This window comes from Providencia sp. PROV119, assembly GCF_028482435.1.
GTDB lineage: Bacteria > Pseudomonadota > Gammaproteobacteria > Enterobacterales > Enterobacteriaceae > Providencia > Providencia stuartii.
In genome coordinates this window covers 297,611-319,411 of the sequence record NZ_JAMPQL010000004.1, presented here as the reverse complement: position 1 = coordinate 319,411, position 21,801 = coordinate 297,611, and the positions used below count along the sequence as shown (strand labels likewise).

At 39.4% G+C, this 21,801-nt stretch carries 22 protein-coding genes, 1 tRNA gene and 1 other RNA gene; 7 read left to right on the top strand and 17 right to left on the bottom strand.

All coding sequences use genetic code 11. The features are described 5' to 3' along the window. Nucleotides 1-57: 57 nt before the first annotated feature. From PSF11_RS07750 to dnaQ, 5 genes are all read right to left on the bottom strand, one after another. The gene (locus tag PSF11_RS07750; RefSeq protein ID WP_036941784.1) at nucleotides 58-582 is read right to left on the bottom strand and encodes a fimbrial protein; all 525 of its coding nucleotides are present in this window, start codon (nucleotides 580-582) and stop codon (nucleotides 58-60) included. Nucleotides 583-657: 75 nt separating this feature from the next. Continuing rightward, the gene (locus PSF11_RS07745) at nucleotides 658-1,218 is read right to left on the bottom strand and encodes a fimbrial protein (RefSeq protein WP_004927218.1); all 561 of its coding nucleotides are present in this window, start codon (nucleotides 1,216-1,218) and stop codon (nucleotides 658-660) included. Nucleotides 1,219-1,352: 134 nt separating this feature from the next. Beyond that, nucleotides 1,353-1,748 (bottom strand): helix-turn-helix domain-containing protein, encoded by a 396-nt coding sequence (locus tag PSF11_RS07740; protein WP_061064704.1) that lies wholly within the window; start codon nucleotides 1,746-1,748, stop codon nucleotides 1,353-1,355. Between the two features lie 1,390 nt (nucleotides 1,749-3,138). Then, nucleotides 3,139-3,215, bottom strand: a tRNA-Asp gene (locus tag PSF11_RS07735). A gap of 114 nt (nucleotides 3,216-3,329) precedes the next feature. After that, a complete protein-coding gene (gene dnaQ / locus PSF11_RS07730; protein ID WP_004927092.1) occupies nucleotides 3,330-4,091 on the bottom strand; it encodes a DNA polymerase III subunit epsilon in 762 nt (253 codons plus the stop codon). A gap of 54 nt (nucleotides 4,092-4,145) precedes the next feature. On the opposite strand from dnaQ, the gene rnhA reads away from it, so the two are divergent. Then, nucleotides 4,146-4,616 carry a ribonuclease HI gene (gene rnhA / locus PSF11_RS07725; protein ID WP_014656762.1) on the top strand — a complete coding sequence of 157 codons (471 nt, stop codon included), beginning with the start codon at nucleotides 4,146-4,148 and terminating at the stop codon, nucleotides 4,614-4,616. A 78-nt stretch (nucleotides 4,617-4,694) separates the two neighbouring features. Here the strand turns inward: rnhA and PSF11_RS07720 are convergent, their stop codons facing one another. Further along, nucleotides 4,695-5,420: a class I SAM-dependent methyltransferase gene (locus tag PSF11_RS07720; RefSeq protein WP_053110025.1), complete on the bottom strand. Its 726-nt coding sequence runs from the start codon at nucleotides 5,418-5,420 to the stop codon at nucleotides 4,695-4,697. A 33-nt stretch (nucleotides 5,421-5,453) separates the two neighbouring features. Between PSF11_RS07720 and gloB the strand changes: the two genes are divergently transcribed. From gloB to PSF11_RS07700, 4 genes are all read left to right on the top strand, one after another. Next, complete coding sequence (gene gloB, locus PSF11_RS07715) at nucleotides 5,454-6,209, top strand: hydroxyacylglutathione hydrolase (protein WP_004927081.1); 756 nt, start codon at nucleotides 5,454-5,456, stop codon at nucleotides 6,207-6,209. Between the two features lie 78 nt (nucleotides 6,210-6,287). Beyond that, entirely contained in the window at nucleotides 6,288-7,622 is a 1,335-nt protein-coding gene (mltD, locus tag PSF11_RS07710; protein ID WP_072502514.1) for a murein transglycosylase D, read from the top strand. Between the two features lie 567 nt (nucleotides 7,623-8,189). After that, nucleotides 8,190-8,558 (top strand): Hha toxicity modulator TomB, encoded by a 369-nt coding sequence (gene tomB / locus PSF11_RS07705; protein ID WP_004927067.1) that lies wholly within the window; start codon nucleotides 8,190-8,192, stop codon nucleotides 8,556-8,558. Nucleotides 8,559-8,637: 79 nt separating this feature from the next. Continuing rightward, nucleotides 8,638-8,841 carry an HHA domain-containing protein gene (locus tag PSF11_RS07700; RefSeq protein WP_004927064.1) on the top strand — a complete coding sequence of 68 codons (204 nt, stop codon included), beginning with the start codon at nucleotides 8,638-8,640 and terminating at the stop codon, nucleotides 8,839-8,841. A 376-nt stretch (nucleotides 8,842-9,217) separates the two neighbouring features. On the opposite strand, the gene ffs is transcribed toward PSF11_RS07700, so the two are convergent. Then, an RNA gene (gene ffs, locus PSF11_RS07695) (signal recognition particle sRNA small type) lies at nucleotides 9,218-9,314 on the bottom strand. A 132-nt stretch (nucleotides 9,315-9,446) separates the two neighbouring features. After that, on the bottom strand, nucleotides 9,447-9,905 hold the full coding sequence (locus PSF11_RS07690) for a YbaY family lipoprotein (RefSeq protein WP_004927062.1): 459 nt from the start codon (nucleotides 9,903-9,905) through the stop codon (nucleotides 9,447-9,449). 322 nt (nucleotides 9,906-10,227) lie between these two features. Here PSF11_RS07690 and tesB point away from each other — a divergent pair, with 322 nt between their 5' ends. Next, nucleotides 10,228-11,094 carry an acyl-CoA thioesterase II gene (tesB, locus tag PSF11_RS07685; protein WP_072502515.1) on the top strand — a complete coding sequence of 289 codons (867 nt, stop codon included), beginning with the start codon at nucleotides 10,228-10,230 and terminating at the stop codon, nucleotides 11,092-11,094. Nucleotides 11,095-11,330: 236 nt separating this feature from the next. On the opposite strand, the gene amtB is transcribed toward tesB, so the two are convergent. From amtB to PSF11_RS07660, 5 genes are all read right to left on the bottom strand, one after another. Beyond that, nucleotides 11,331-12,614 carry an ammonium transporter AmtB gene (gene amtB, locus PSF11_RS07680; RefSeq protein WP_014656764.1) on the bottom strand — a complete coding sequence of 428 codons (1,284 nt, stop codon included), beginning with the start codon at nucleotides 12,612-12,614 and terminating at the stop codon, nucleotides 11,331-11,333. Nucleotides 12,615-12,624: 10 nt separating this feature from the next. Continuing rightward, nucleotides 12,625-12,963: a P-II family nitrogen regulator gene (locus PSF11_RS07675; protein ID WP_004927053.1), complete on the bottom strand. Its 339-nt coding sequence runs from the start codon at nucleotides 12,961-12,963 to the stop codon at nucleotides 12,625-12,627. A 193-nt stretch (nucleotides 12,964-13,156) separates the two neighbouring features. Then, nucleotides 13,157-14,941, bottom strand: coding sequence for a SmdB family multidrug efflux ABC transporter permease/ATP-binding protein (locus PSF11_RS07670; RefSeq protein ID WP_072502516.1), 1,785 nt, complete (start codon nucleotides 14,939-14,941; stop codon nucleotides 13,157-13,159). Then, nucleotides 14,938-16,683, bottom strand: coding sequence for a SmdA family multidrug ABC transporter permease/ATP-binding protein (locus PSF11_RS07665; RefSeq protein WP_004927049.1), 1,746 nt, complete (start codon nucleotides 16,681-16,683; stop codon nucleotides 14,938-14,940). The genes PSF11_RS07670 and PSF11_RS07665 overlap by 4 nt, the downstream gene beginning before the upstream one ends. An 89-nt stretch (nucleotides 16,684-16,772) precedes the next feature. After that, nucleotides 16,773-17,234, bottom strand: a complete 462-nt coding sequence (locus PSF11_RS07660; protein WP_004927047.1) for an Lrp/AsnC family transcriptional regulator — start codon at nucleotides 17,232-17,234, stop codon at nucleotides 16,773-16,775. Between the two features lie 200 nt (nucleotides 17,235-17,434). Here PSF11_RS07660 and queC point away from each other — a divergent pair, with 200 nt between their 5' ends. After that, nucleotides 17,435-18,133, top strand: a complete 699-nt coding sequence (queC, locus tag PSF11_RS07655) for a 7-cyano-7-deazaguanine synthase QueC (RefSeq protein WP_072502517.1) — start codon at nucleotides 17,435-17,437, stop codon at nucleotides 18,131-18,133. A gap of 52 nt (nucleotides 18,134-18,185) precedes the next feature. Here the strand turns inward: queC and PSF11_RS07650 are convergent, their stop codons facing one another. From PSF11_RS07650 to hupB, 4 genes are all read right to left on the bottom strand, one after another. Continuing rightward, on the bottom strand, nucleotides 18,186-18,617 hold the full coding sequence (locus tag PSF11_RS07650) for an acyl-CoA thioesterase (protein WP_036941800.1): 432 nt from the start codon (nucleotides 18,615-18,617) through the stop codon (nucleotides 18,186-18,188). A 208-nt stretch (nucleotides 18,618-18,825) separates the two neighbouring features. Further along, nucleotides 18,826-19,194 (bottom strand): ComEA family DNA-binding protein, encoded by a 369-nt coding sequence (locus tag PSF11_RS07645; protein ID WP_004927040.1) that lies wholly within the window; start codon nucleotides 19,192-19,194, stop codon nucleotides 18,826-18,828. Nucleotides 19,195-19,339: 145 nt separating this feature from the next. After that, entirely contained in the window at nucleotides 19,340-21,196 is a 1,857-nt protein-coding gene (gene ppiD / locus PSF11_RS07640; protein WP_072502518.1) for a peptidylprolyl isomerase, read from the bottom strand. Nucleotides 21,197-21,368: 172 nt separating this feature from the next. Further along, complete coding sequence (gene hupB / locus PSF11_RS07635; RefSeq protein ID WP_014656769.1) at nucleotides 21,369-21,644, bottom strand: nucleoid-associated protein HU-beta; 276 nt, start codon at nucleotides 21,642-21,644, stop codon at nucleotides 21,369-21,371. Nucleotides 21,645-21,801: the final 157 nt, after the last annotated feature.

Genomic DNA, 21,801 nt, shown 5'->3' with positions numbered 1-21,801 from the left:
CTAAAAATCAGGTTCAGGAAAAACGTAAGCTAAAAAGAAAAAATGACTTTTTTATTATTAGTAATAATCCAGCTTAAAACGCAGTGCGCTTTGATATTGCCCCGGACGTAAAGGCTCTTTATCGGCAACTAGCCTTAACCCATAATTCAGTACAGTATTTCCCGGCGCGATAGTTTGTTTCTCTGTGGACTGCCCTGGATAAATAGGCTTTCCATCTGCATCTTGTAATAACAGAGCAACGCCACGCGCATCTCCCGACACCGTAAACCAATTACCAGAAGCGGGGCCGTCAAAAGTCACCGTAAAAGCTTGCCAAGCAGAACCTGTATATGGCATTAAAGTGCAACCAATTAGCGTAATAGAGAAAGGGTGAACAGGGCCTTGTCCTTGCTGGCGTATTGTTCCAACGGGTAATATTCCCATGTCGACAACCTGTTCATAAGAACCGGTATCAATAGCACATGCAGAATCGACAATACTGCCATTCATATTGACACTTCCCCATAATGTGGAAGCTTGTGCTTGTACACTCGATAAAATGACGAATTGACTAACAAGTAACATGACTGAAATAGCTTTCATAACCGAGTTCCCCCCTCTTTTATATTTCCCCTAATCACTAAGTGCCTTAGGGGAATACTTCATTGGCAATAACGATTAGTTATAGGCCAATGTAAAGTTGGTCACGGCTTGGAAACTACCTGGAACAACGGTCGCATCTGACATGCCTTGCAGCGCAGCTTGAAAACTCAAAATGTTATTACCTGAGGTATAAGCACGCTCAACGGTTGAATCATTGATATTGATTTTTGCACCTGATTTATTCATCAATACAATACCTGCACCAGACGCATCACCTGTAATTTGAATTAATCCAGTATTGCTACCATTGTTTACCCACTCTGTACCTTCAAATTTCACTTCAACCATATTGTTATATTTTTGGGTAACGCCATCTTTATCTTTATATTCTGCGTTCAACGTGCAACCTTCGAGATGGATCTCAAAAGGCTGAGCTGCGGACATACCACCTTTCTGTAGGGTAACATTAGAAACCTGTCCTAAATCAATAGTTTGACTTTCATCTCCTGGAGCGATTGAGCATGGTGCTTCAATGATAGACCCCGTGAAAGTTACTGTCCCTTTTCCTGCATCCACAGCAAAAGCGGATGCACTCATTGCGCCAGAAATTAAGGTTGCTAAAATAATTTTTTTCATGATTGCCTCTGCAATATAAATATATCGTACTTAAAAAATAGGAATGTATTCACAATCCTTCAGACGTGTTTATTCCTAATTATTTAAAGATAAATAATTTAAAAAACTTTAAATAAAAAGAAATGATAAAATAACTAACCCCATAAGTTAGTTTGGTCATATCGAGAAAATATTTCGAGCTGTTTCTTCAATTCTTCCGATTGGTCAGTAGAGCTAAATACATTATGATATTGCACACAGATTTTCTTTTCCTTTTCGAATACCTGTAAAAAGACCTGATTAAAGAAATCTGTTAATGAAACATTTAATGCATTTAAAATAACAATCAATGTATCTATTGTTATATTACAAACTCCACATTCATAACGTGATATTTGTTGTTGGGAAACATTAACTAGCTTAGCTAGATCTTTTCCTGTCATCGAACGTTCTTTGCGTAATTTATGTATTTCTTTCCCGATAGCTTTGGTAAAAACAGTTCTTGAATCATCGAGTTTATTTTTCGGCATTTGTACCGCATCTACTCTCACTATTTTTCTCCATGCATTAAATTAATTACACTTACCTATTTAAATGTCACTTACATAAATATATCGAACGAAGATAACTAATAAAAATCGATATGCATAGAAACCCATTCCATTTAAAATTCCATTTTAAAATTGAATAAAAAATCTATCTTCAACATGTTTTATGCAACTTTAAGTCTATAGGTATAAATAATGTTGTATTATGTATTGTCACTGAATCAATGCCTATTAATTTACTTGAGCATTGGAGTAAAATCAAACTTCCCCCCTACCATCTGGCAGCACAGAGATCTCCTGTTTACACCATTAAAGAGTAACTTGAATATCGTAAAACCTAGCTATTTTGCTGGCTTCTAGGGCGAATCATTTTAAGACAGTCTATATAAAATGGACTTTTCAACCATAAAAACACTAATTATGACGCAAATAAAGATGAAAATTTTAAATTTTATAAATAGTCATAATCATTAATGAAAATATAAATTAATTAATTTATTAAACACCTCTTATAAAATAGCAAACAGAAAAATAAATATATATTTTTCATATAGATACAAAGCAGTCCACATTATTTTAAATAATAACCAATCTTTAAATATCAGATAAGACTCCTTCAAAAGTTAACGTTATCTTTTGATTTAGGTAATAATACTAACCACGATTTCATAATCACTTTTAAAATAATAATCAGCATAACTAAAAATAAGACGTGTTAATTTTTAGTTAATTTCATAATATTGGAAAACGACTACTAATTTAAATAATATAAATATGCAAGAAAAATGAATATACTCTTATTATGTTTATCTTATTTGAACTTAAATATACTTATAATGAGTATCATAAAGGGATAAAAACAAAATTTAAATTTTAAAACCAATTTAAATTGAAAACCATTATTATTCTCAAAAACACTTAAAGGTAACATTAAAAGCCATCAAGAGATGAATAAGTGATTTATAGATTATGAATTGAACGATAGTGTTTTAATCGCCCACTAAAAGAGGATTAAATCAATATCATTTATTCAGGATGGGAAATACTAAAAGGTAGTGAAGCAAAATGATTCACACAAAAGGATGGGAGTTAAAGTTATCTAACTAATTTTCTCATCGTCATACCTCAATAACGATCATTAATGTCATGTTAGCTTTCATCTGTTTATTTAGATTTATAAATTGCTTACGTGTAATAGTAGTCTTAACTCAAGACTTCGTTCTCTATTTCATAAACTTTATTACTGACTCGCTGCAATAGCCATGAACACAGATTGGGATATCAAGAGTATCCCCTATCATTACATTTATGAGGGATTTTTCTTTTGTGTATTTGAGGGAACAAAGGCATAAATGCAAAAAGCCCTGATTCTAAGAATCAGGGCTTCGATATCTGGCGGAACGGACGGGACTCGAACCCGCGACCCCCTGCGTGACAGGCAGGTATTCTAACCAACTGAACTACCGCTCCGAACATTCCCCTTGGGAACGCGATGCATATTACGAATACTTTCAATAACAGTCAATACTTTTTCTTGAAAAAACGTGCATTTGAACAGTTTTTAGCCTTAAAAGCGAATAACTGCTAATGAACCGTCTCCCCTTCCTCAGGCGATTGACGCCAGAGACAAGGCTTACCACCTTTTTTATCGACGATATCTAGCCGCTTTTCATGTTCAATCAGCTCTTCATCCGTCGCATAAAGTACCCTTAACCCACTGACAGGACGGTCTATCCGTTGTACTTCTTCAACATAACTTTCGTTTGAAGTATCTGCTTCCATTGAAAAAGCCAAAGACGTCTGTCCACCAGTCATCGCTAAATAGACATCAGCCAGTATCTCGGCATCGAGCAAAGCCCCATGGAGAGTTCGTTTCGTATTATCAATCAAATAGCGATCACACAACGCATCCAAGTTATTCCGTTTACCGGGAAATATTTGCCGAGCCATCACTAAACTATCCGTTATTTGGCAAAAATCGGCCGTTGGCGGTATATCTTTATTCAATTTGCTAAATTCGTAATCCATGAAGCCAATATCAAAGGGGGCGTTATGGATAATCAGCTCTGCTCCACGAATAAACTCAATAAACTCATCGGCAATATCAGCGAACACGGGTTTATCTTGTAAAAACTCATCACTGATACCATGAACCTCAAAAGCTTCAGGGTCCACGAGACGATCAGGTTTTATATAGACGTGAAAATTGCGCCCCGTCAGCCTACGATTGATAACCTCGACGGCTCCAATTTCAATAATGTTATGGCCTTCATAATGAACGCCCAGTTTGTTCATACCTGTGGTTTCAGTATCGAGGACAATTTGTCTGGTTATCGCCGTGCTCATAATGGATTTTTGTGTCAAACTAGAGATTGATGAATAAGGTAGAGTTTAACAGAAATGACAAAGCAGGTAGAAATTTTCACTGATGGTTCCTGTCTGGGTAATCCAGGTCCAGGTGGTTATGGCATTCTTCTTCGTTACCAACAGCATGAAAAGACACTCAATGAAGGTTTTTTTATGACAACCAATAACCGTATGGAGCTACTTGCTGCTATTGTTGCCCTTGAATCGTTAAAACGACCATGTGATATTATTTTAACCACCGATAGCCAATATGTTCGCCAAGGGATCACACAATGGATCCACAATTGGAAGCGTCGTCAGTGGCGTAAAGCAGATAAGTCTCCGGTAGTGAATGTTGACCTCTGGAAACGCTTAGATGCGGCTATCGCTCGCCATAAAATTGATTGGCGTTGGGTAAAAGGCCATGCAGGCCATCCGGAAAATGAAAAATGTGATGAACTCGCACGCCAAGCGGCTGAATCACCAACAAAAGAAGATACAGGTTACCAACCTACACAAGATTAAACGGGTTCAATCCCAACTTGCCTACATTTGCCCACACAGTGTAGGCCTTAATTCGTATCGCGTGTTTATCGCTGAAATTTATAATTTTTTGGTGCTATCAGAAATACGCTTTGTTGCCCCCAGTGCAGTGCCTATTTTAACTTTCGGTTGTTTAAATTTGAGCAATGTCGGAGTTAGAGGGTAAGTTCGCTTTCTCGCAACAATCACATTTAAAGTACCTACCCCTTTTATGCGCTGATTTAACCAATTTTCAGGGCCATGCCATGGAAACACCTGACAATTGCGATGGTAAAGTACTTCATAATTCAATACACTAAGCCAATCAAATACCCTTAACGTAGGAAAAAGACGGCTACAATAAGGTTGCTGTTTACGAAGGAACGGCACCATTTTACCGATCCCTAATAAGCTAAATGGGTTAAAGCCAGAAATAATTAGCCAGCCATCATCAACGAGCACACGGTCAACTTCACGCAATACCCAATGGGGGTCATGGCTATATGCCAACATGTGTGAGATTAGGCATGCGTCGATTGATTTGGCCGTAAAGGGAAGCGCTTGTGGTTCAGCGATAACTTGAAAACGAGGGTCACCATTCCCCAAACAAAACTGATGCGATACCATACACTCTTCGGTATCGACCTCAGTACTGAGGTGCCCAAGCTTAAGCAAATGAAAGCCAAATATTTTTGGCCACCAAGGGCGAAGCTGATATTGCAACGCTTGGCGATAGTGTTCCCCAAAAGGGATATCAGACCAACTCACAGGCATCTGGAACTTTTTTTCAATACGCGCTGGCTTCATCAAATTCCCCTTAATCAAAATAGAGAGGTCATTATGGAGTTAATACGAGTCCCTGCTTTAAATGATAACTATATTTGGATTCTGTCTGATAATAACCAACAGTGTATCATTGTTGACCCCGCGGAGTCAGAGCCAGTCCTCGAAATATTGACGCAAAAAAAGCTTACCCCAACGGCTATCTTACTGACCCATCATCACAATGACCATACTGGTGGTGTAAAAGGTATTCTGAAAAACTTCAGTAACCTACCTGTTTTTGGGCCTCAAGAGACTCAAGTTAAAGGAGCAACACAAATCGTTGAGCAAGGTGATAGTGTCAAAATTAACGATTTTAATTTTGATGTTATTGGCTTACCTGGACATACCCTTGGTCATATTGCTTTTTATCAAGCCCCTTATCTATTTTGTGGCGATACCCTGTTTTCTGCTGGGTGTGGAAGGATATTTGAGGGTACACCGGAGCAAATGTATCAATCCATTCAGAAAATTGCTGCTCTCCCTGATGACACATTAATTTGTTGTGCCCATGAATATACTCAATCTAATTTGAAATTCGCTCACCATATTTGGCCTGAAAACACGCAAATTAGCCAATATCAAGAAGAGGTTGCCGCTAAGCGAAACAAAAATCAACCAACTGTACCTACCACGCTAAAAACAGAACGAAAAGTGAATATTTTTTTACAGTGTGATAATGCACAATTGCAAAGAAAATTAAATATAAATCAAGCTAACCCACCACTTAGAGCTGTTTTTACCGTTCTACGTCAATTAAAAGATCATTATTAACGTTTAATTATTGTCTTCTTTGTGTCGGATAAGTATTATTGTTCGACTTTTACACATACAACAAAGAACCAAGACACAATGAAGACAATAGCGACTATTATCGCCATTGTTCTGCTGGCCGGATGCCAATCTTCGCCTCAACAAACCAAGCAGAACAGGTCTTCAGCAAACCACACTATAGAAACCGTTGCTCCACATAATCAGGCAGCAAGCAGACAAATCTCAACGGTAGATAACGACCTTTGGGGTTATATCAGTGATGAGCTGAAGATGGATATACCTGATAATGCTATCATCAGGGAACAGGCAAGTAACTATACAAAACAAAGTTTTCTCTACGACGTCACATTAAGGGCCGAACCTTATATGTACTGGATCGTGGACGAAATCGATAATCGTAACTTACCCATGGAATTGGCCCTGATTCCAATCATAGAAAGTTCATTCAATCCAAAAGCAACCTCACCTGCACAGGCGGCAGGATTGTGGCAAATTGTTCCTATCACCGCACGCTCTTATGGCTTAAAACAAGATCAATGGGTCGATGAGCGTCGTGACTTAGTCACATCGACTAAGGCTGCTTTTGATTTGCTCGAAAATTTAAATATCATGTTTGGACATGATTGGGAATTAACCTTAGCCGCTTATAACTGCGGTGAAGGCTGTGTACTGAATGCGATTAAGAAGAATGAAGAAGCTGGGTTGCCAACTGATTTCTGGTCGTTATCTTTACCTAAAGAAACAAAACAATATGTGCCTAAAATATTAGCGCTTAGCCAAATATTAAGAGCCCCTGAAAAATATCAAATTAAATTACCGCGTAGTAACCGAAATAGAGCGTTAACTCAAGTCGATGTTGGGCAGCAAATTACATTAACCCAAGCTGCCGAGCTAACAGGTATTTCGGAAGAGTCGCTGAAAATTTATAATTCTGGCTATAAGCGTGGTGTAACATCACCTAATGGCCCACATTATATTATGTTACCGACAGCAAAAGCGGAGCAATTAAAAGTATCACTTTCTGACCAAGCTGTTTTAGATAATATCCGTCTCGCTGTGGCTAAAAATCAGCATCAGAGATCAACCCAACCCGCCAATAATTTCACTTATAAAGTGGCTAAAGGGGAATCGGTTGCAAGTATTGCCAAAAAATTCAATACGACAAGTAAAGAGATAAAGCGGCTTAATGGAATGAAAACGGCCACTATCTATCCGGGCCAAACCCTTAAGATAAAAGGTTCAGCCCCTACTGCCAATAGTCGTAAAACCAAAACTTATAGAGTGAAGAAAGGTGACTCTTATTACAGCATAGCCAAAAGGCATGGGATCAAACTCAATGATTTAATGAGTTGGAATTCAGGTGTCAAAATGGCAGATCTAAAACCTGGTGTCACATTGAACCTCTACTTATAAAATAAGTCTCTGTCATGTACCTACCGATTAATCGGTAGGTATTACTTATTTGGTATTAAAAATTAATTATGCTTATCAATATTGGTATCATATTCAATTACCGTTAATCTTTTCTCTATTTTGTTAAAAAAACCTCTTCAAATTATTTTGCATATCGTTTTTAAGTTAAAATCATCGTTATTTTTTGTAAACAAACGAAAAGTATCTCTAATTGGATATAAAACTCCTTTAAAACTGCGCTTAATTGATATAAATAGCACTATAAGTCCTTTATCCTGCTTTATTTTTGAAAAAAAACCGCGGTCAGGTGGTGACTTATGTAATAAAAGTGCTATATTATTAGCACAGCGAAAACTGTTAGCGCTGCTAGCCCGTATTTGAATATTACTGATATAATTATTGATAATTCTAAAAATTACACCTACTTTGTTACAAAGTATATATAACCTAATGCGTTGATTAGTAAATGCTTATGTTAATAACCAAGGTGTTTTATTTAGTTTGTACTAGATTATTTAGATATAGAAATACACATAGCAAAGGTTAGTCTCGCCTGCGGAGGTGATTATGGATGAATATTCACCCAAAAATTATGATATATCTGAGTTAAAATACTTGTGTAACAGTTTGAATCGAGAAGCAATGTTAAGCTTACAGAAAACTAATACACACTGGGTCAATGATTTAAGTTCACCACAAAGTGCTAGACTTAATGAACTCATTGAACATATTGCAGCCTTCGTGTGGCAATTTAAGATAAAATATCCCAAAGAGAATCTCGTTATATCATTAGTTGAAGAGTATCTTGATGAGACTTATGATTTATTCGGAAGCCCTGTAATAACTCTAAGTGAAATTATTGACTGGCAGAGCATGAATCAAAATCTAGTTTCCGTACTTGATGATGATTTAAAGTGCCCTGCAAGCAAAACATAAAGATATTATTCGTCGCTATATAAACTATAACATAGCATGTTATAAAGCTTTTTTAATTATCAATAAAAGAAAGGGTATTATGACCAAAACTGATTATCTGATGCGTTTAAGAAAATGCACAACCATCGATACACTTGAGCGTGTTATTGAGAAAAATAAGTATGAGCTTTCTGAAGATGAGTTAGAATTGTTCTATTCAGCTGCTGACCATCGCCTTGCAGAACTCACTATGAATAAACTTTATGACAAAATCCCTGCATCGGTTTGGAAATTTGTTAGGTAACTACTTATTAATATGCACAGATAATAACTGGTTATAGCCGATAATTCATTTTATCGGCTTAATGTGTATATTGTCTTTCATTCTATTATTATACATTGTAAACAATGTATCCATCGTGCTCGTATTTTATCCAATTAAGCTTTGGATATTCATAATTAGACAACTTCTCAATAGCGCTACGCTTATTCATAAAGAATTTATAAAACCTTACAAATAATCGTCGCTTTATCTTATAAAAATAGCATTAAAATTAATAATACTCATTTCAAATTTACGATTTTGCTATTTTATCTGCCAATGAATATTAGCTTAAGTTATAAGATGAAAGAGGGGGGAAATAAACAGATAGGTTACTTAACTCATAATTGGGTGGGGGCCCTGCCAGCGACATCCCGGCACACACATCTCCTGCTGTGGCTGCTTCTTTCCAGACCTGACCAAATTAACAAGTTAGTGTTGCGGGAGAACCAACAGAGCCCCCATAGATTGCTTCCTAAAAAGCAGGAGGCATTATGCTTGATGACAACTAAAATAGCAAGAAAACTACTGCCAAGTGCTGATTTCTTGCACAAAATACGTAATTAATGATATTTATTAAAAAATAATCAACTGGTGGGTTCAATAACTAACCTAATTTCTTTGCTCGTATCATCACTAGTAGAGAGATTTTCTACTTTGGAAATCAGCAAGATATTACCATCAACAGATACTGTCGCTCTCATCGCAAGATGGGCATCTGGGCGTACTTCATTCTTTTGATAGCTTAATTCAAAAGGAAAAGGAGACTGTTTGCCTAAAGTCTCATAATATTTTTGTGATAAGATCAACGCAGGTAGTTCCGCGATTGAAATATCCGCTAAGGTTACTGTAATCACGGCATTCTGAGGCAATTTGACCTGCTGCGGAATGACAACTTGCCCTCTAATGACGTCAGTGTCTAAATGCTGCTTTGCATTATGGCTGTGATTGTTAACCTTCGTCTCTTTTACATTATTATTATTACCTTCACAACCGACCAAAAAAGCAGGCAGAACAAAGCCAATTATGCATAGGTGTAGTTTCATAATAAATGTCCAAAAAACAATTTGTTGTTAAGTATTTTTATACTAATCAGAGTGTGATTTTTACTGAAGGCGAATTGATTATAGCTAAAAAATACTCACCAACAAAATATTCTTTCAAAATGTAACAAACAACATCAAAATGTAATCAACTGTTGAACATAGCGGCCTAAACGGTAGTCATCGCCTATTTAAAATCATAGCCAGCCATGCTTTCTGCTATTGATATATAAAAGCGATAAGACAAAAAACGCTCTACCTATTTTTATGTATTAATGGGAAAATACCCGCATCTGATAAATATTAATCAACTTTCAAGGTTGCTATGAGCCCAGAATTGCAAAATTTAATCAGCCTATTGGAGCTGGAAAAAATCGAAGAGGGTATTTATCGAGGTCAAAGTGAAGATCTTGGATTACCTCAAGTATTTGGGGGGCAAGTTGTTGGTCAAGCCATGTACGCAGCGGAACAGACTATCCCCGAAGGTCGCGTAATAAATTCATTCCATAGCTATTTCTTGCGTCCTGGTGATAGCCAACGCCCTATTGTCTATGATGTCGAAATATTAAGAGATGGTGGCAGCTTTAGTACACGACGCATCAGCGCAATACAACATGGCAAGCCTATCTTTTTTATGACGGCCTCTTTCCAAGCACAAGAAGAGGGGTTTAATCACCAGAACCTCATGCCAGATGTTCCTTTACCAGAGACACTGGTATCACAGGATGAAATCATTCAACGTTTGGCAACCCAATTGCCCGAGTCGGTCAAAAAGTATGCTTTGCGCCCAAATCCTTTTGAGTTTCGGCCTATTCAATTTTACAGCCCATTTAATAACCCACCGCAAGAGCCTTTTCGTTATATTTGGTTTAAAGCCAAAGGCCAATTGCCTGATATTCCCTCATTACACAACTACTTATTAGGCTATGCGTCTGACTATAATTTTTTACCTGCAACCCTACAGCCACATGGCCGTGGGTTTATGGAGAGAGATTTGCAAGTCGCAACAATCGATCACTCAATGTGGTATCACCGACCATTTAAAATTGATGATTGGTTACTCTATGCCATTGAAAGCCCTTCAGCTTCAGGAGGACGAGGCTTTGTTAAAGGGCAAATTTATGACCGACAAGGGGTCTTAGTGGCAACAGCGGTTCAAGAAGGGGTGATCCGTAAAAGAAGGCCTCACTAAGTCAACTATAGCTAATTAGTGCGAGTACTCACTAACTATTTTGTGAGTTAAAAAACGCCCCCAGTAATGGGTTATCCAACTATTGGGGGTCATTCGCTATTTTCGCTTTAGTTTGGGATATCGTGACCGCACTCATCTATCATTATGTTTATCAAGATATTGAGATGCAGGTGTTGAACAGCTTTAGTTTGATAAACTTCCTTGTATGTTAGTACCAACTCACTTTTTGGCTTCGATCAATTATAGGCACTCTCTCCATGATAAGTGATATCAAGCCCTTCTCGCTCCTGTTCAACATCAACACGTAAGCCTGTTGTCTTATCTGCGATTAAAAATGCAAGGTAGGCAACAATTGAGGTCCAAACAACACAAATAAGTATGCTAAATGCCTGAATGCCAACTTGTTTTATCATTGTTATACCTTCTGCATACCCCATCCCCCCGAGAGCCGCCGAAGTAAACACCCCCGTGAGTAAGCACCCAACCACCCCGCAAACACCATGAACACCAAAGACATCACAAACATCATCAACTTTTAACCAACGTTTTAAAACCACAACCCCCCATAACCCAGCAATACCTGAAAGTAGGCCGATAATTAATGCTCCTGCAACTCCAACCGTTCCTGCTGCGGGTGTAACACCAACCAACCCCGCTAAGCACCCTGAGCAGGCACCTAACAATGAGGGCTTATCCCTAAATATCCATTCAGCAAGTACCCATGAAAGTATTGCTCCGGATGCCGCTACCACCGTATTAATAAATGCCAAGGCCGCGACGGAATTCGCACTTCCCGCTGACCCCGCATTAAAACCAAACCAACCGATAAATAAGATTGCGGTACCCATAAACACCATCGGCAAGTTGTGAGGCTTTATGACTTCTTTACCCAACCCTGTGCGCTTTCCAAGTAAGTAAGCACCAACAAGCCCAGCAACAGCGGCATTAATATGAACGACAGTGCCTCCAGCAAAGTCCAAAGCACCATCTTGGGCAAGGAGTCCTCCTCCCCACACCATATGAGCAATAGGCAAATAAGCAAAGGTTGTCCAAATGACAGTAAATATCAGTATTGCAGAAAATTTAACTCGTTCGCCTAATGCACCAACCACCAGCGCAACCGTCAAACAAGCGAAAGCACCTTGGAATGCGACATGAATAAATTGAGGGATGGTGGCAGATAAGCTGTCAATATTGATACCCTTGAGCATAAATTGGCTTAATCCCCCAAAAAAGCTATTACCCTCACTAAATGAAATACTGTAACCATAGATGACCCAAATCACTGAAACAAGTGCAAAAATAACCATAGTTTGCGCCATCAGTGCGAGGACATTTTTGCTTCTCAGTAACCCGCCATAAAATAAAGCAATACCCGGAACGATCATGAATAGGACTAATGCAGTGCAAACCATCATAAATGCGTTATCCGCTTTATCGACACCGTCATCAGATGCAAACACTCTTGCAGGAAAACTTGCTATAAATAGCCAACACAAACGTTGAAACAGTTTACTCATCGCTACTCTCCTATAGTGCTTCATCTTGTTTCTCGCCAGTACGGATACGTATGGCTTGCTCAAGCTCTAATACAAATATTTTCCCATCACCTACTTGCCCTGTATTTGCTGCTTTTTCTATTGACTCAATAACGAGATCAGCAAATTCATCGGAAACAGCAATTTCTAGACGCACTTTTGGTAAGAAGTCGACGGTATATTCTGCACCACGATATAATTCAGAATGTCCTTTTTGCCGCCCAAAACCACGCACTTCAGTCATCGTAAGGCCTTGTATCCCTATATCTGAAAGAGCCTCTCTGACCTCGTCTAACTTAAAAGGCTTAATAATTGCGATGATATATTTCATTTTCCCTCCGGATAATATGATCCCCTACCTATCCAGCTAAAGACGTACGACAACATCATCATTGGCTGCAACTACACTAACAGCAAATAGCATGCCAAAATTAATTATGCTTATAATTCAAATAGTCATCGCAAAAGAAAAGGCCACTCATCCGAGTGGCCTTTTGACGATGCGTTAAAAATGTGCAAACAGGCTAATTCAATAACGCTTCAGGCTCTATATCATCATGCAAATTCAACGATTCACCGACCTGTTGAAGCTGATACATTTGATAATAACGCCCTTTTTGTTGCAGTAGCTGTGTATGACTACCTTTTTCAACAATTGCACCACGATGAAGCACAACAACCTGATCGGCATCGACAATTGTGGATAATCGGTGTGCAATAACCACAAGTGTAGTCGTTTGGCGGATTATACGCAGTGCTTTTTGAATAGCCTGTTCTGTACCTGAATCGATATTGGCTGTCGCCTCATCCAGAATTAATATTTTGGGTGTTGCAACTAAGACCCGAGCCATCGCGAGTAGTTGCCTTTGCCCGACAGAAAGCGTATTCCCCTGTTCTCCTAGTAGCGAATCTAATCCTTCTGGCAGTGATCGGACATGCTCAGCTAACTGTACAACATCGAGAACCTGCCAAACTTTTTCTTGGGTTATCTCACGCCCTAACGCGACATTATCAAAGAAAGATGCCGCTAGAACGACAGGATCCTGTTGCACCATCGCGATCCCATTACGTAAAACTTGATGTGAAAGTGTGTGTAAGGAACGTCCATCAAGTAGGATCTCCCCTTGCTGCCAAGGGTAATAGCCCATAATCAGGTTTGCGATGGTACTTTTCCCACTTCCCGTGTGACCAACTAAAGCAACAAAGCTATTTTCAGGAATATGAAGATTGATATCCGTTAACACTTTTTTGTCATCACGATACGCAAAAGATAACCCCTGAATATCAATAGCACCACTTTGTAATGGCTGTATATTATTGCCATAAGCTTGTTTCGGACTATCCATTAATTCAAACACTCGCTCACCTGAAACGACCGCTTGTTGCAACATAGATTGTTGAGAGGTCAATTCGATGAGAGGCTCATTTAAACGTCCAAGATAGTTGATAAAAGCATATAAAACCCCAACACCAATTGTGCTCGTACCATCAAATCCAAACAATAACAGTAACCCACAAAGCACCGATGCCGAGATCAAGCTAAGCAGAGGTCGAAGTAATAACCCATCCAGTTTTAATGCCTTCATGCGTGCAAAGTAGTGATCTTGGCTAGCTTCTAACATTTTCTCGCCAAACCGAGCTTGTTGGCGAAATTGCTGGATCACTGTCATGCCATTGATTACTTCATTAAAGCCATTATTTATTTCAGCAAGATAAGAACGAACGCGGCGCACAATCGGAGTACTTAGCCGTTGATACACGAGCATCACCACCATCACGGCTGGAAAAATCATGACTGCCACTAAAGCCATGCGCCATTCAAGGGTAAACATCGCGATAAGCATCGCACAAATTAGCGCTAAACTACGGAAGACTGTCGGCACAACCATCACAAATAGGTCTTTAATAACTTCGGTATCATTAGTAACACGGGAAATGATTTGACCTACAGGTTGTTTATCAAACGCACTTAATGGTTGTCTTAATGCTGAGTTCATTACGTCGGTACGTAAAGCCTGAACCACGCCAACAGCCGCTTTGTTAAATAAGATCGTTTGATAATAATGTAAGAGTGCAGCAGCAATCTGTAATAACACAAAACCAACCGCTAAATATAAGGTTAACGGCATGATGATCTGTTTCTTAGCCACCATGTTGTCAATAAAATAACTAATCAGCAAAGGCCCACTGACTTCAGCCGCAGCAGCGACCCATAGCATAACAATGGCAACCGACATTGTACCGCGGTGAACTTTGCCATAGCTAAGTAAGCGTTTTAACGCTGGCCACAATGGTTTTTTCTGACTCATAAATCACCATCCAAAGTGGCTTCGATTTGTTGATAATGGTACATATCTTTATACCATCCAGGTTGGACTGATAACGTTGAGTGAATACCTTCCGCCGCAATGCTTCCTTGGGATAACACGAGAATATTATCAGCGTCGACTAACGCAGATAGGCGGTGTGCACTAATGATTAATGTTTTACCCTCTCGCCAGCGACTTAAATTTTGTAAAATAGTAAATTCAGTCTGCCCATCCACCGCCGATAACGCATCATCTAAAATTAAAATTTCGGCATTTTGCAAAATAGCGCGCGCAATAGAAATTCGCTGTTTTTGCCCACCAGACAACATTACGCCACGCTCACCCACTTGGGTTTGGTAGCCTTCAGGTAACCTCAAAATATCATCATGTACGCAAGCAATACGCGCAGCTTCCTCAATCTGCTCTACTGTGGCTTGTGGGTTGCCTAATGCGATATTCCCTGCAATCGTATCAGAGAATAAAAAAGGTGATTGGTTAACAACGGCTAAACGACCTCGCCACTCATCTAACCGAATCTCAGGTAACGGTTTCCCCTGATAAGAAATCGCGCCTTCAGTAACATCGAATTGGCGTTGGATCAGCGTAATAAGTGTTGATTTCCCTGAACCTGTCGGGCCACATAGTCCTAAAAATTGCCCCGGTTTGAGGTCAAATTGAATGTCGTGGAGTGCGACTCTATCTGTTTCAGGGTAGCTAAACGTTTTAATTCTCGCGCTCAATGCCCCTTTTTCAGCACCCAGTGATTGATGCCCATCTTCAATATCGAGCGGCTCATCAAGTAAACTTCGGATACGACTATAAGCAGCACTACCACGCTCTACGATATTAAACATCCATGCCAATGCCAGCATAGGCCAAATCATTAGCCCCAAGTACATCACAAAGCTAGTCAGTTCACCGAGCGTCAATGTTCCTTGTAATACCATCCAACTGCCACCGCCAATAGCAAGCAAGTTAGCCATACCGATAGCGATAAAAATGGTTGGGTCAAAGCGTGCATCAACTCTGGCAACATGCATATTACGCCGCCCTGCTTCTGTCGCAACCTGCTCAAATTGGTTTGATTGGTGATCTTCAAGACCAAAAGCTTTAATCATGCGAATACTGGTTAAACTCTCTTGAGCATGATTATTTAGGGATGAAAATGCGCCTTGGGCATGTTTGAAACGATGATGTAATTGGTCGCCATAGCGTTTAATAACTAGTGCCATAATTGGCATAGGAATTAATGCTAATAACGTTAACTGCCAACTGATCTCCACGCTCATCATGATCAATACCGCACATCCCATGACTAAGGAATCAACAAACGTCAGTACCCCTTCCCCCGCTGCAAAAACAACGCGGTCAACATCATTGGTTGTACGCGCTATTAAATCCCCCGTTCGATAGCGTAGATAGAAAGACTGATTTTGTAGGCTTAATTGGCGGTAGAATTTTTGTCGCAATTGTACGGCTAACTTATAGGATGCTCCGAATAACCAAATCCGCCACACATAGCGCAGCCCATACACAACGACAGCGATAAATAACATCAAGGCGACATAAGATACTAGCTGGCTCGTAGCCATCGTCTGGTTGCTAATACCATCAACAACAACGCCCACAAGCCGTGGAGGAACAAGCTGTAAAATAGCAATAATAATGAGAAAGCAAACCGCGCCAACATAGCGCCGCCATTCACTAAGAAAATACCAGCTTAATTGTGAAAATAATCGCACTGAGTTACTGCCTTGAATAAGATTTAATATTTGCCATTATGTGGCATCCTAACGATGCAAAACAATTGAGAAAAGCAGAACTAACAACACTAATCAGGAATAGGTAGCGCTGTCGTATACTTGATTTTTTCCATTGCAAAACTAGAGGTTACATCAATCAGGCCATGAACGCCATTAACCAGTTTCTTATAAAATAGATCGTAGGATTTCATATCTTTGACTTCGACTTGCATCAGATAATCATACTCTCCTGCCATACGGTAAAACATAAGGACTTCAGGGAGTTGGCTAACAAAAGAGACAAATTGTTCATACCACTCGCTGTTATGGTGTTGCGTTTTGATCATAACAATAACCGTTAGACCGAGACCTAATTTTTCCCCATCAAGCAAGGTCACTCGGTGGCGAATGTACCCTTCATCCTCCAAGCGTTTCAACCTTTTCCAACAAGGAGTCGACGTCAAGTTAACGGCCTCTGCAAGTGCATTTAAAGATAGACTACTGTCATTTTGCAACAAGCGAAGCAACTTTTTATCTATCTTATCTAACATAGGTATTCTCTTTTTATTTATAAAAAAATATCACTGTCGACTTTATATAATAGAATGATTTTACCTAAATAGATTTACGACAGCATAAATAATTCATCAATAACCACAAAAAGACAAAAATTTCCCTGTTCATCACACGCTAGCATCATTACCATGACCCATCAGTTAAGTATTTATATTTTTGAGTAGGAGAAGTATTTATGAAACGTGCTGTTGTTGTCTTCAGTGGTGGTCAAGACTCGACGACTTGTCTCATTCAAGCTTTAAAAATGTATGATGAAGTCCATTGTGTCACCTTTGATTATGGACAACGTCATCGGCTTGAAATTGAAGTGGCTCAAAAGCTAAGCCATTCACTGGGTGCAGCCGCGCATAAAATCCTTGATGTAAACCTACTCAATGAGTTAGCCGTAAGCAGTTTGACCCGCGACAATATCCCTGTACCCGACTATAACGAAAGTGCAGCTAATGGGCTACCTAGCACTTTTGTTCCGGGTAGAAACATTCTCTTTTTAACGCTTGCAGCCATCTACGCTTACCAAGTCCAAGCAGAGGCGGTTATCACAGGCGTATGTGAAACCGATTTTTCAGGCTACCCTGATTGCCGAGACGAATTTGTTAAAGCACTTAACCATGCCGTAAACCTTGGGCTAGCAAAAGATATCCGCTTTGAAACGCCTTTAATGTGGCTCGATAAAGCACAAACATGGGCACTTGCAGACTATTATGGGTATTTAGAAACCATACGTGAGCAAACGTTGACTTGTTATAATGGTATACAAGGTGACGGTTGTGGGGAGTGTGCTGCATGCCACCTTCGCAGTAAAGGCTTGAACTATTATTTAAGCCATAAAGAGTCGGTGTTAGCTTCTCTAAAAAAACTCGCTAATCTCGCTTAGTACTTTGCTTGCTAACCACACCGGAGAGTTAGCAACTTTCCGGTGTTAATGATTAAGCGGTAATAAAATCTTCAGTACTGCTTTTGGATAATAACTCAAGTTTTTCGCGCAGTTCCCCTTCAATCTTAATGGATTTATTCAGCGCTAAATCAATAAAGACAAAAGTCACCTTTGCATCTGACACCACTTCTCTCTTACCTTGCCTTTCGCGTGTTATTTGCTGATAGCACAACGCACTTTTAGTACCAATTTTTTCAATACGCGTTGTCACTGTTAGCTCATCGCCAAGTATGGCACCATGAAAATAGTTCACATTGATATTAACCGCCACCATGGCAAGCTGGCTTTTTAGCGCCCAGCCCAGAAAATTGTGCTCATCCATACAAGCCCATCTATCTGATTCATAAAACTCCAGATAACGTGCGTTGTTCACATGTTGGAAAACATCAATATGATAACCACGTACTTTAATTTGCGTTGCCATAACTACTCCGACCAGTTGCTATTCGTTACAAAAATATAACAAACAATCATGCTATTTGCTGAAATGTTCTATTTTCTTCGATGCTGATCGCGTTTTTTATGTACCAAGGTAAGTATTACAATAATAGGATCGTCTTAGATCACACTATAATATTGGCATTCATCACAAATAAGATTAAGTGCCCACAACAAGGTGGGCACACAGCTCACTATAGCGCTAGCTTGCCTCTGTTTTTCTCTAAAAATGCAGGCCCTATTCCACGTACTTCCAAAATATTTTCAAGAGTATTAAATGCGCCATACTTCTCCCTATACTCAACGATAGCTTTCGCTTTTTGTATGCCAATTCCATGAAGCTTTTTCGCTAACTCTTCGGCACTCGCTTGGTTGATGTTCACTTGATTTGTCTCTTTCAAATTCTCCGATGGTTTTTCCTCCTTAGGTTTTTTACTAACCACCGCCGCCACTGGCTTATCAGCTTCTGCTTTTTTTGCTAGCGCCGATTGTGAGCACATTAATATCGTCAGAATAACGGCAGCGCTGCCTAATGATTGCTTTATAAATTTCATCCATGTCATTGATGTTCTCCTGTTTAAATTGAGATGCCACAATGCCAAATTTATTATGCAAAAGCTTTTTTGTGATGATAGAAATGAGAAAGGCCACCCAAAGGTGGCCTCAACTTATTTTTGTTGCACTTAGAATTACGAGCGGCTTCGCAATTTAGTCTAAATTAATCACTTCAATTTTGGCGTTATTACGTAAGTTCTGAATCAAAGCTTCATTTACCGCCATTCCCATCATACCACGGTAGTTTGCGGTTAACTGCGCAAGCTCTTTATCTGAAGCTTTGCCTGGGATCACTTTATCAAGTTGAATAATGACTAAATTATCTTTTTCATCACGCACTGTTGTATAAGTTGCTTTGCCGTCAGCAGGTTTCGCCATTGCCATTGCCGCGCCAATAACTGGCGTTTGAGGCATCAAGCGTGAAACCTTTTCAGGTGCAGAAAACTGAATATTTGCAGTATCACCTTTACCTTCTTTCAAGGCTGCGACTAATTTCTCGCCTTCAGCTTTTAATGCTGCATTCGCTTTCTGGCGTTTAACGAGTGTTTCAACTTGAGATTTAACAGCTTCTAATGGTTGAGTTTGCTCCGGTGCATATTGTGATACACGGACAACAAATGCACGGTCACCTTGAACGTCGATAACATCTGAGTTAATCCCCGTAGAACCATTTTGATCCACTAAACGTTCACTGAATATTTCGTTGATCACTTTAGGGTAATTAAGCGCTGCTGGCGGATTATTTTTATCAAACCAATCCGTTGCCACCACTTTTAAACCTGATACTTCTTCAACTGAAGCAAGTGACTCATTATCATTTGTGGCCGCTTCACTGACTTTCTGCTGTAAGTCATAAAACTGCTTACTATTTTTGTCCTGAATCAGTTTATTTTTAATCTCATCCTTCACCGAGTCGAGAGGCTTAATACTTTCAGGTTTGATATCATCCAAACGGAAAATCACAAAATTTGAATCTGACTTAATAGGTGTAGAGATTTGCCCTTTTTCCGTTAAGTTAGCGTTAACGATTTCAGAGGGCGTCGAGGCTTCTTCCATCCAACCAATGATACCTTTATTACCCGCACTAAGCTTATCGGTTGATTTCTCAGTCGCTAACGCCACAAAATCAGCACCGGCTTTTAGCTCATCAATGATAGCGTTAGCTTCTTTCTCTGACGCCACTTGGATCATACTGTAGTGCTTTTGCTCAGCTTGAGTGTAGTTTTTTAGGTTTTGCTCATAATACGTTTTTACCTCTTCATCAGTGACTGATTGTGGAGGTAAAGCTGCCGCGTCTATTTCTACATAGCTAACTTGCACTTTCTCAGGAGCAATAAAGCTATCCTGATTCGCATTATAGTAAGCTTTAATTTCATCTTCAGTCGCCGTCTGCTTTGCTTGTTCATCGGCTAACGAAAGGGTCGCTACACGAATTTCGCGCTCTTGTAAAACGAGCTCTGCATATGTTTTCACTTCTGAAGGTAGCGCAAAATCGGTTTTAATAAATGAATCAGAAAGCTGAGAGAGAATTAAATTAGCACGGACTTGTTCCGCTAAGTTATCAGCACTGTAGTTATTTGCTGCCAATATCTGACGATACTTATCGCCATCAAATTTTCCATTAGTTTGGAATACTGGCATTTCAAAAATTGCATCCTTTACCTGCTGATCACTGGCAGATAAGTTTAATTCATTAGCATACTCAGCCATTAACGTACTGTTAATCAAGTTATTTAAAACCTGATTACGCAAAAATTTCATGCTCTCTTCATTGCCAGCAATTTCAGAGAACTTATCACCCAAGGAATCTTGTAAAGACTGACGCTCTTGCGAGAAAGCCGTTTGGAATTGCTCCCTGCTAATTGACTGTCCATTAACTTTAGCAGCATCATTACTTGAACCGCCAATCATGTAACCAGCAACCCCTGTCAGCACGAATGACAGGATAATAATAGCCAGTAGCACTTTGATAAAAGGACTGTTCGCTTTCGTGCGTAGATTGTCCATCATAAAAAGGCTTAACTCCGCTTGTTAAATTCAATTTCCTAATAATACGCTAATCTTAACCCAGATTGAAAAAAAAGCGCACCATTTCCATGATGCGCCTCTATATTAGCTGATTAATATTATTCAGTCAGTGTGTGTTTTAGAAAAAATAAAACAAAACCAAAAGAAAACTGAATTAGCTATTAACCGCGTCTTTTAAACCTTTGCCCGGACGGAAAGCAGGTACTTTCGCCGCAGCGATCTTAATCTCTTTACCTGTTTGTGGGTTACGTCCTGTACGAGCGGCACGCTCACGAACAGTGAATGTACCAAAGCCAACTAAAGCAACATCGTCACCTTTGCTTAGTGAAGTCGTTACAGATGCAACAAACGCATCAACAACGCGACCAGCTGCAGCTTTAGAAATGTTCGCTTCAGAAGCGATTTGATCAATCAGTTGAGACTTATTCACTCTTATCATCCCCATATTAGTTTTGACTATGATCTTAATTAGGCTATTAAGCTAATTAATGATGCAGCCGTTATATCAATCCTGAATGCCAATGGCAAGAGAACAGATTACATCCAAATAATTATCAGAATCATCGTTAAATTAGCGACGAAAAAAA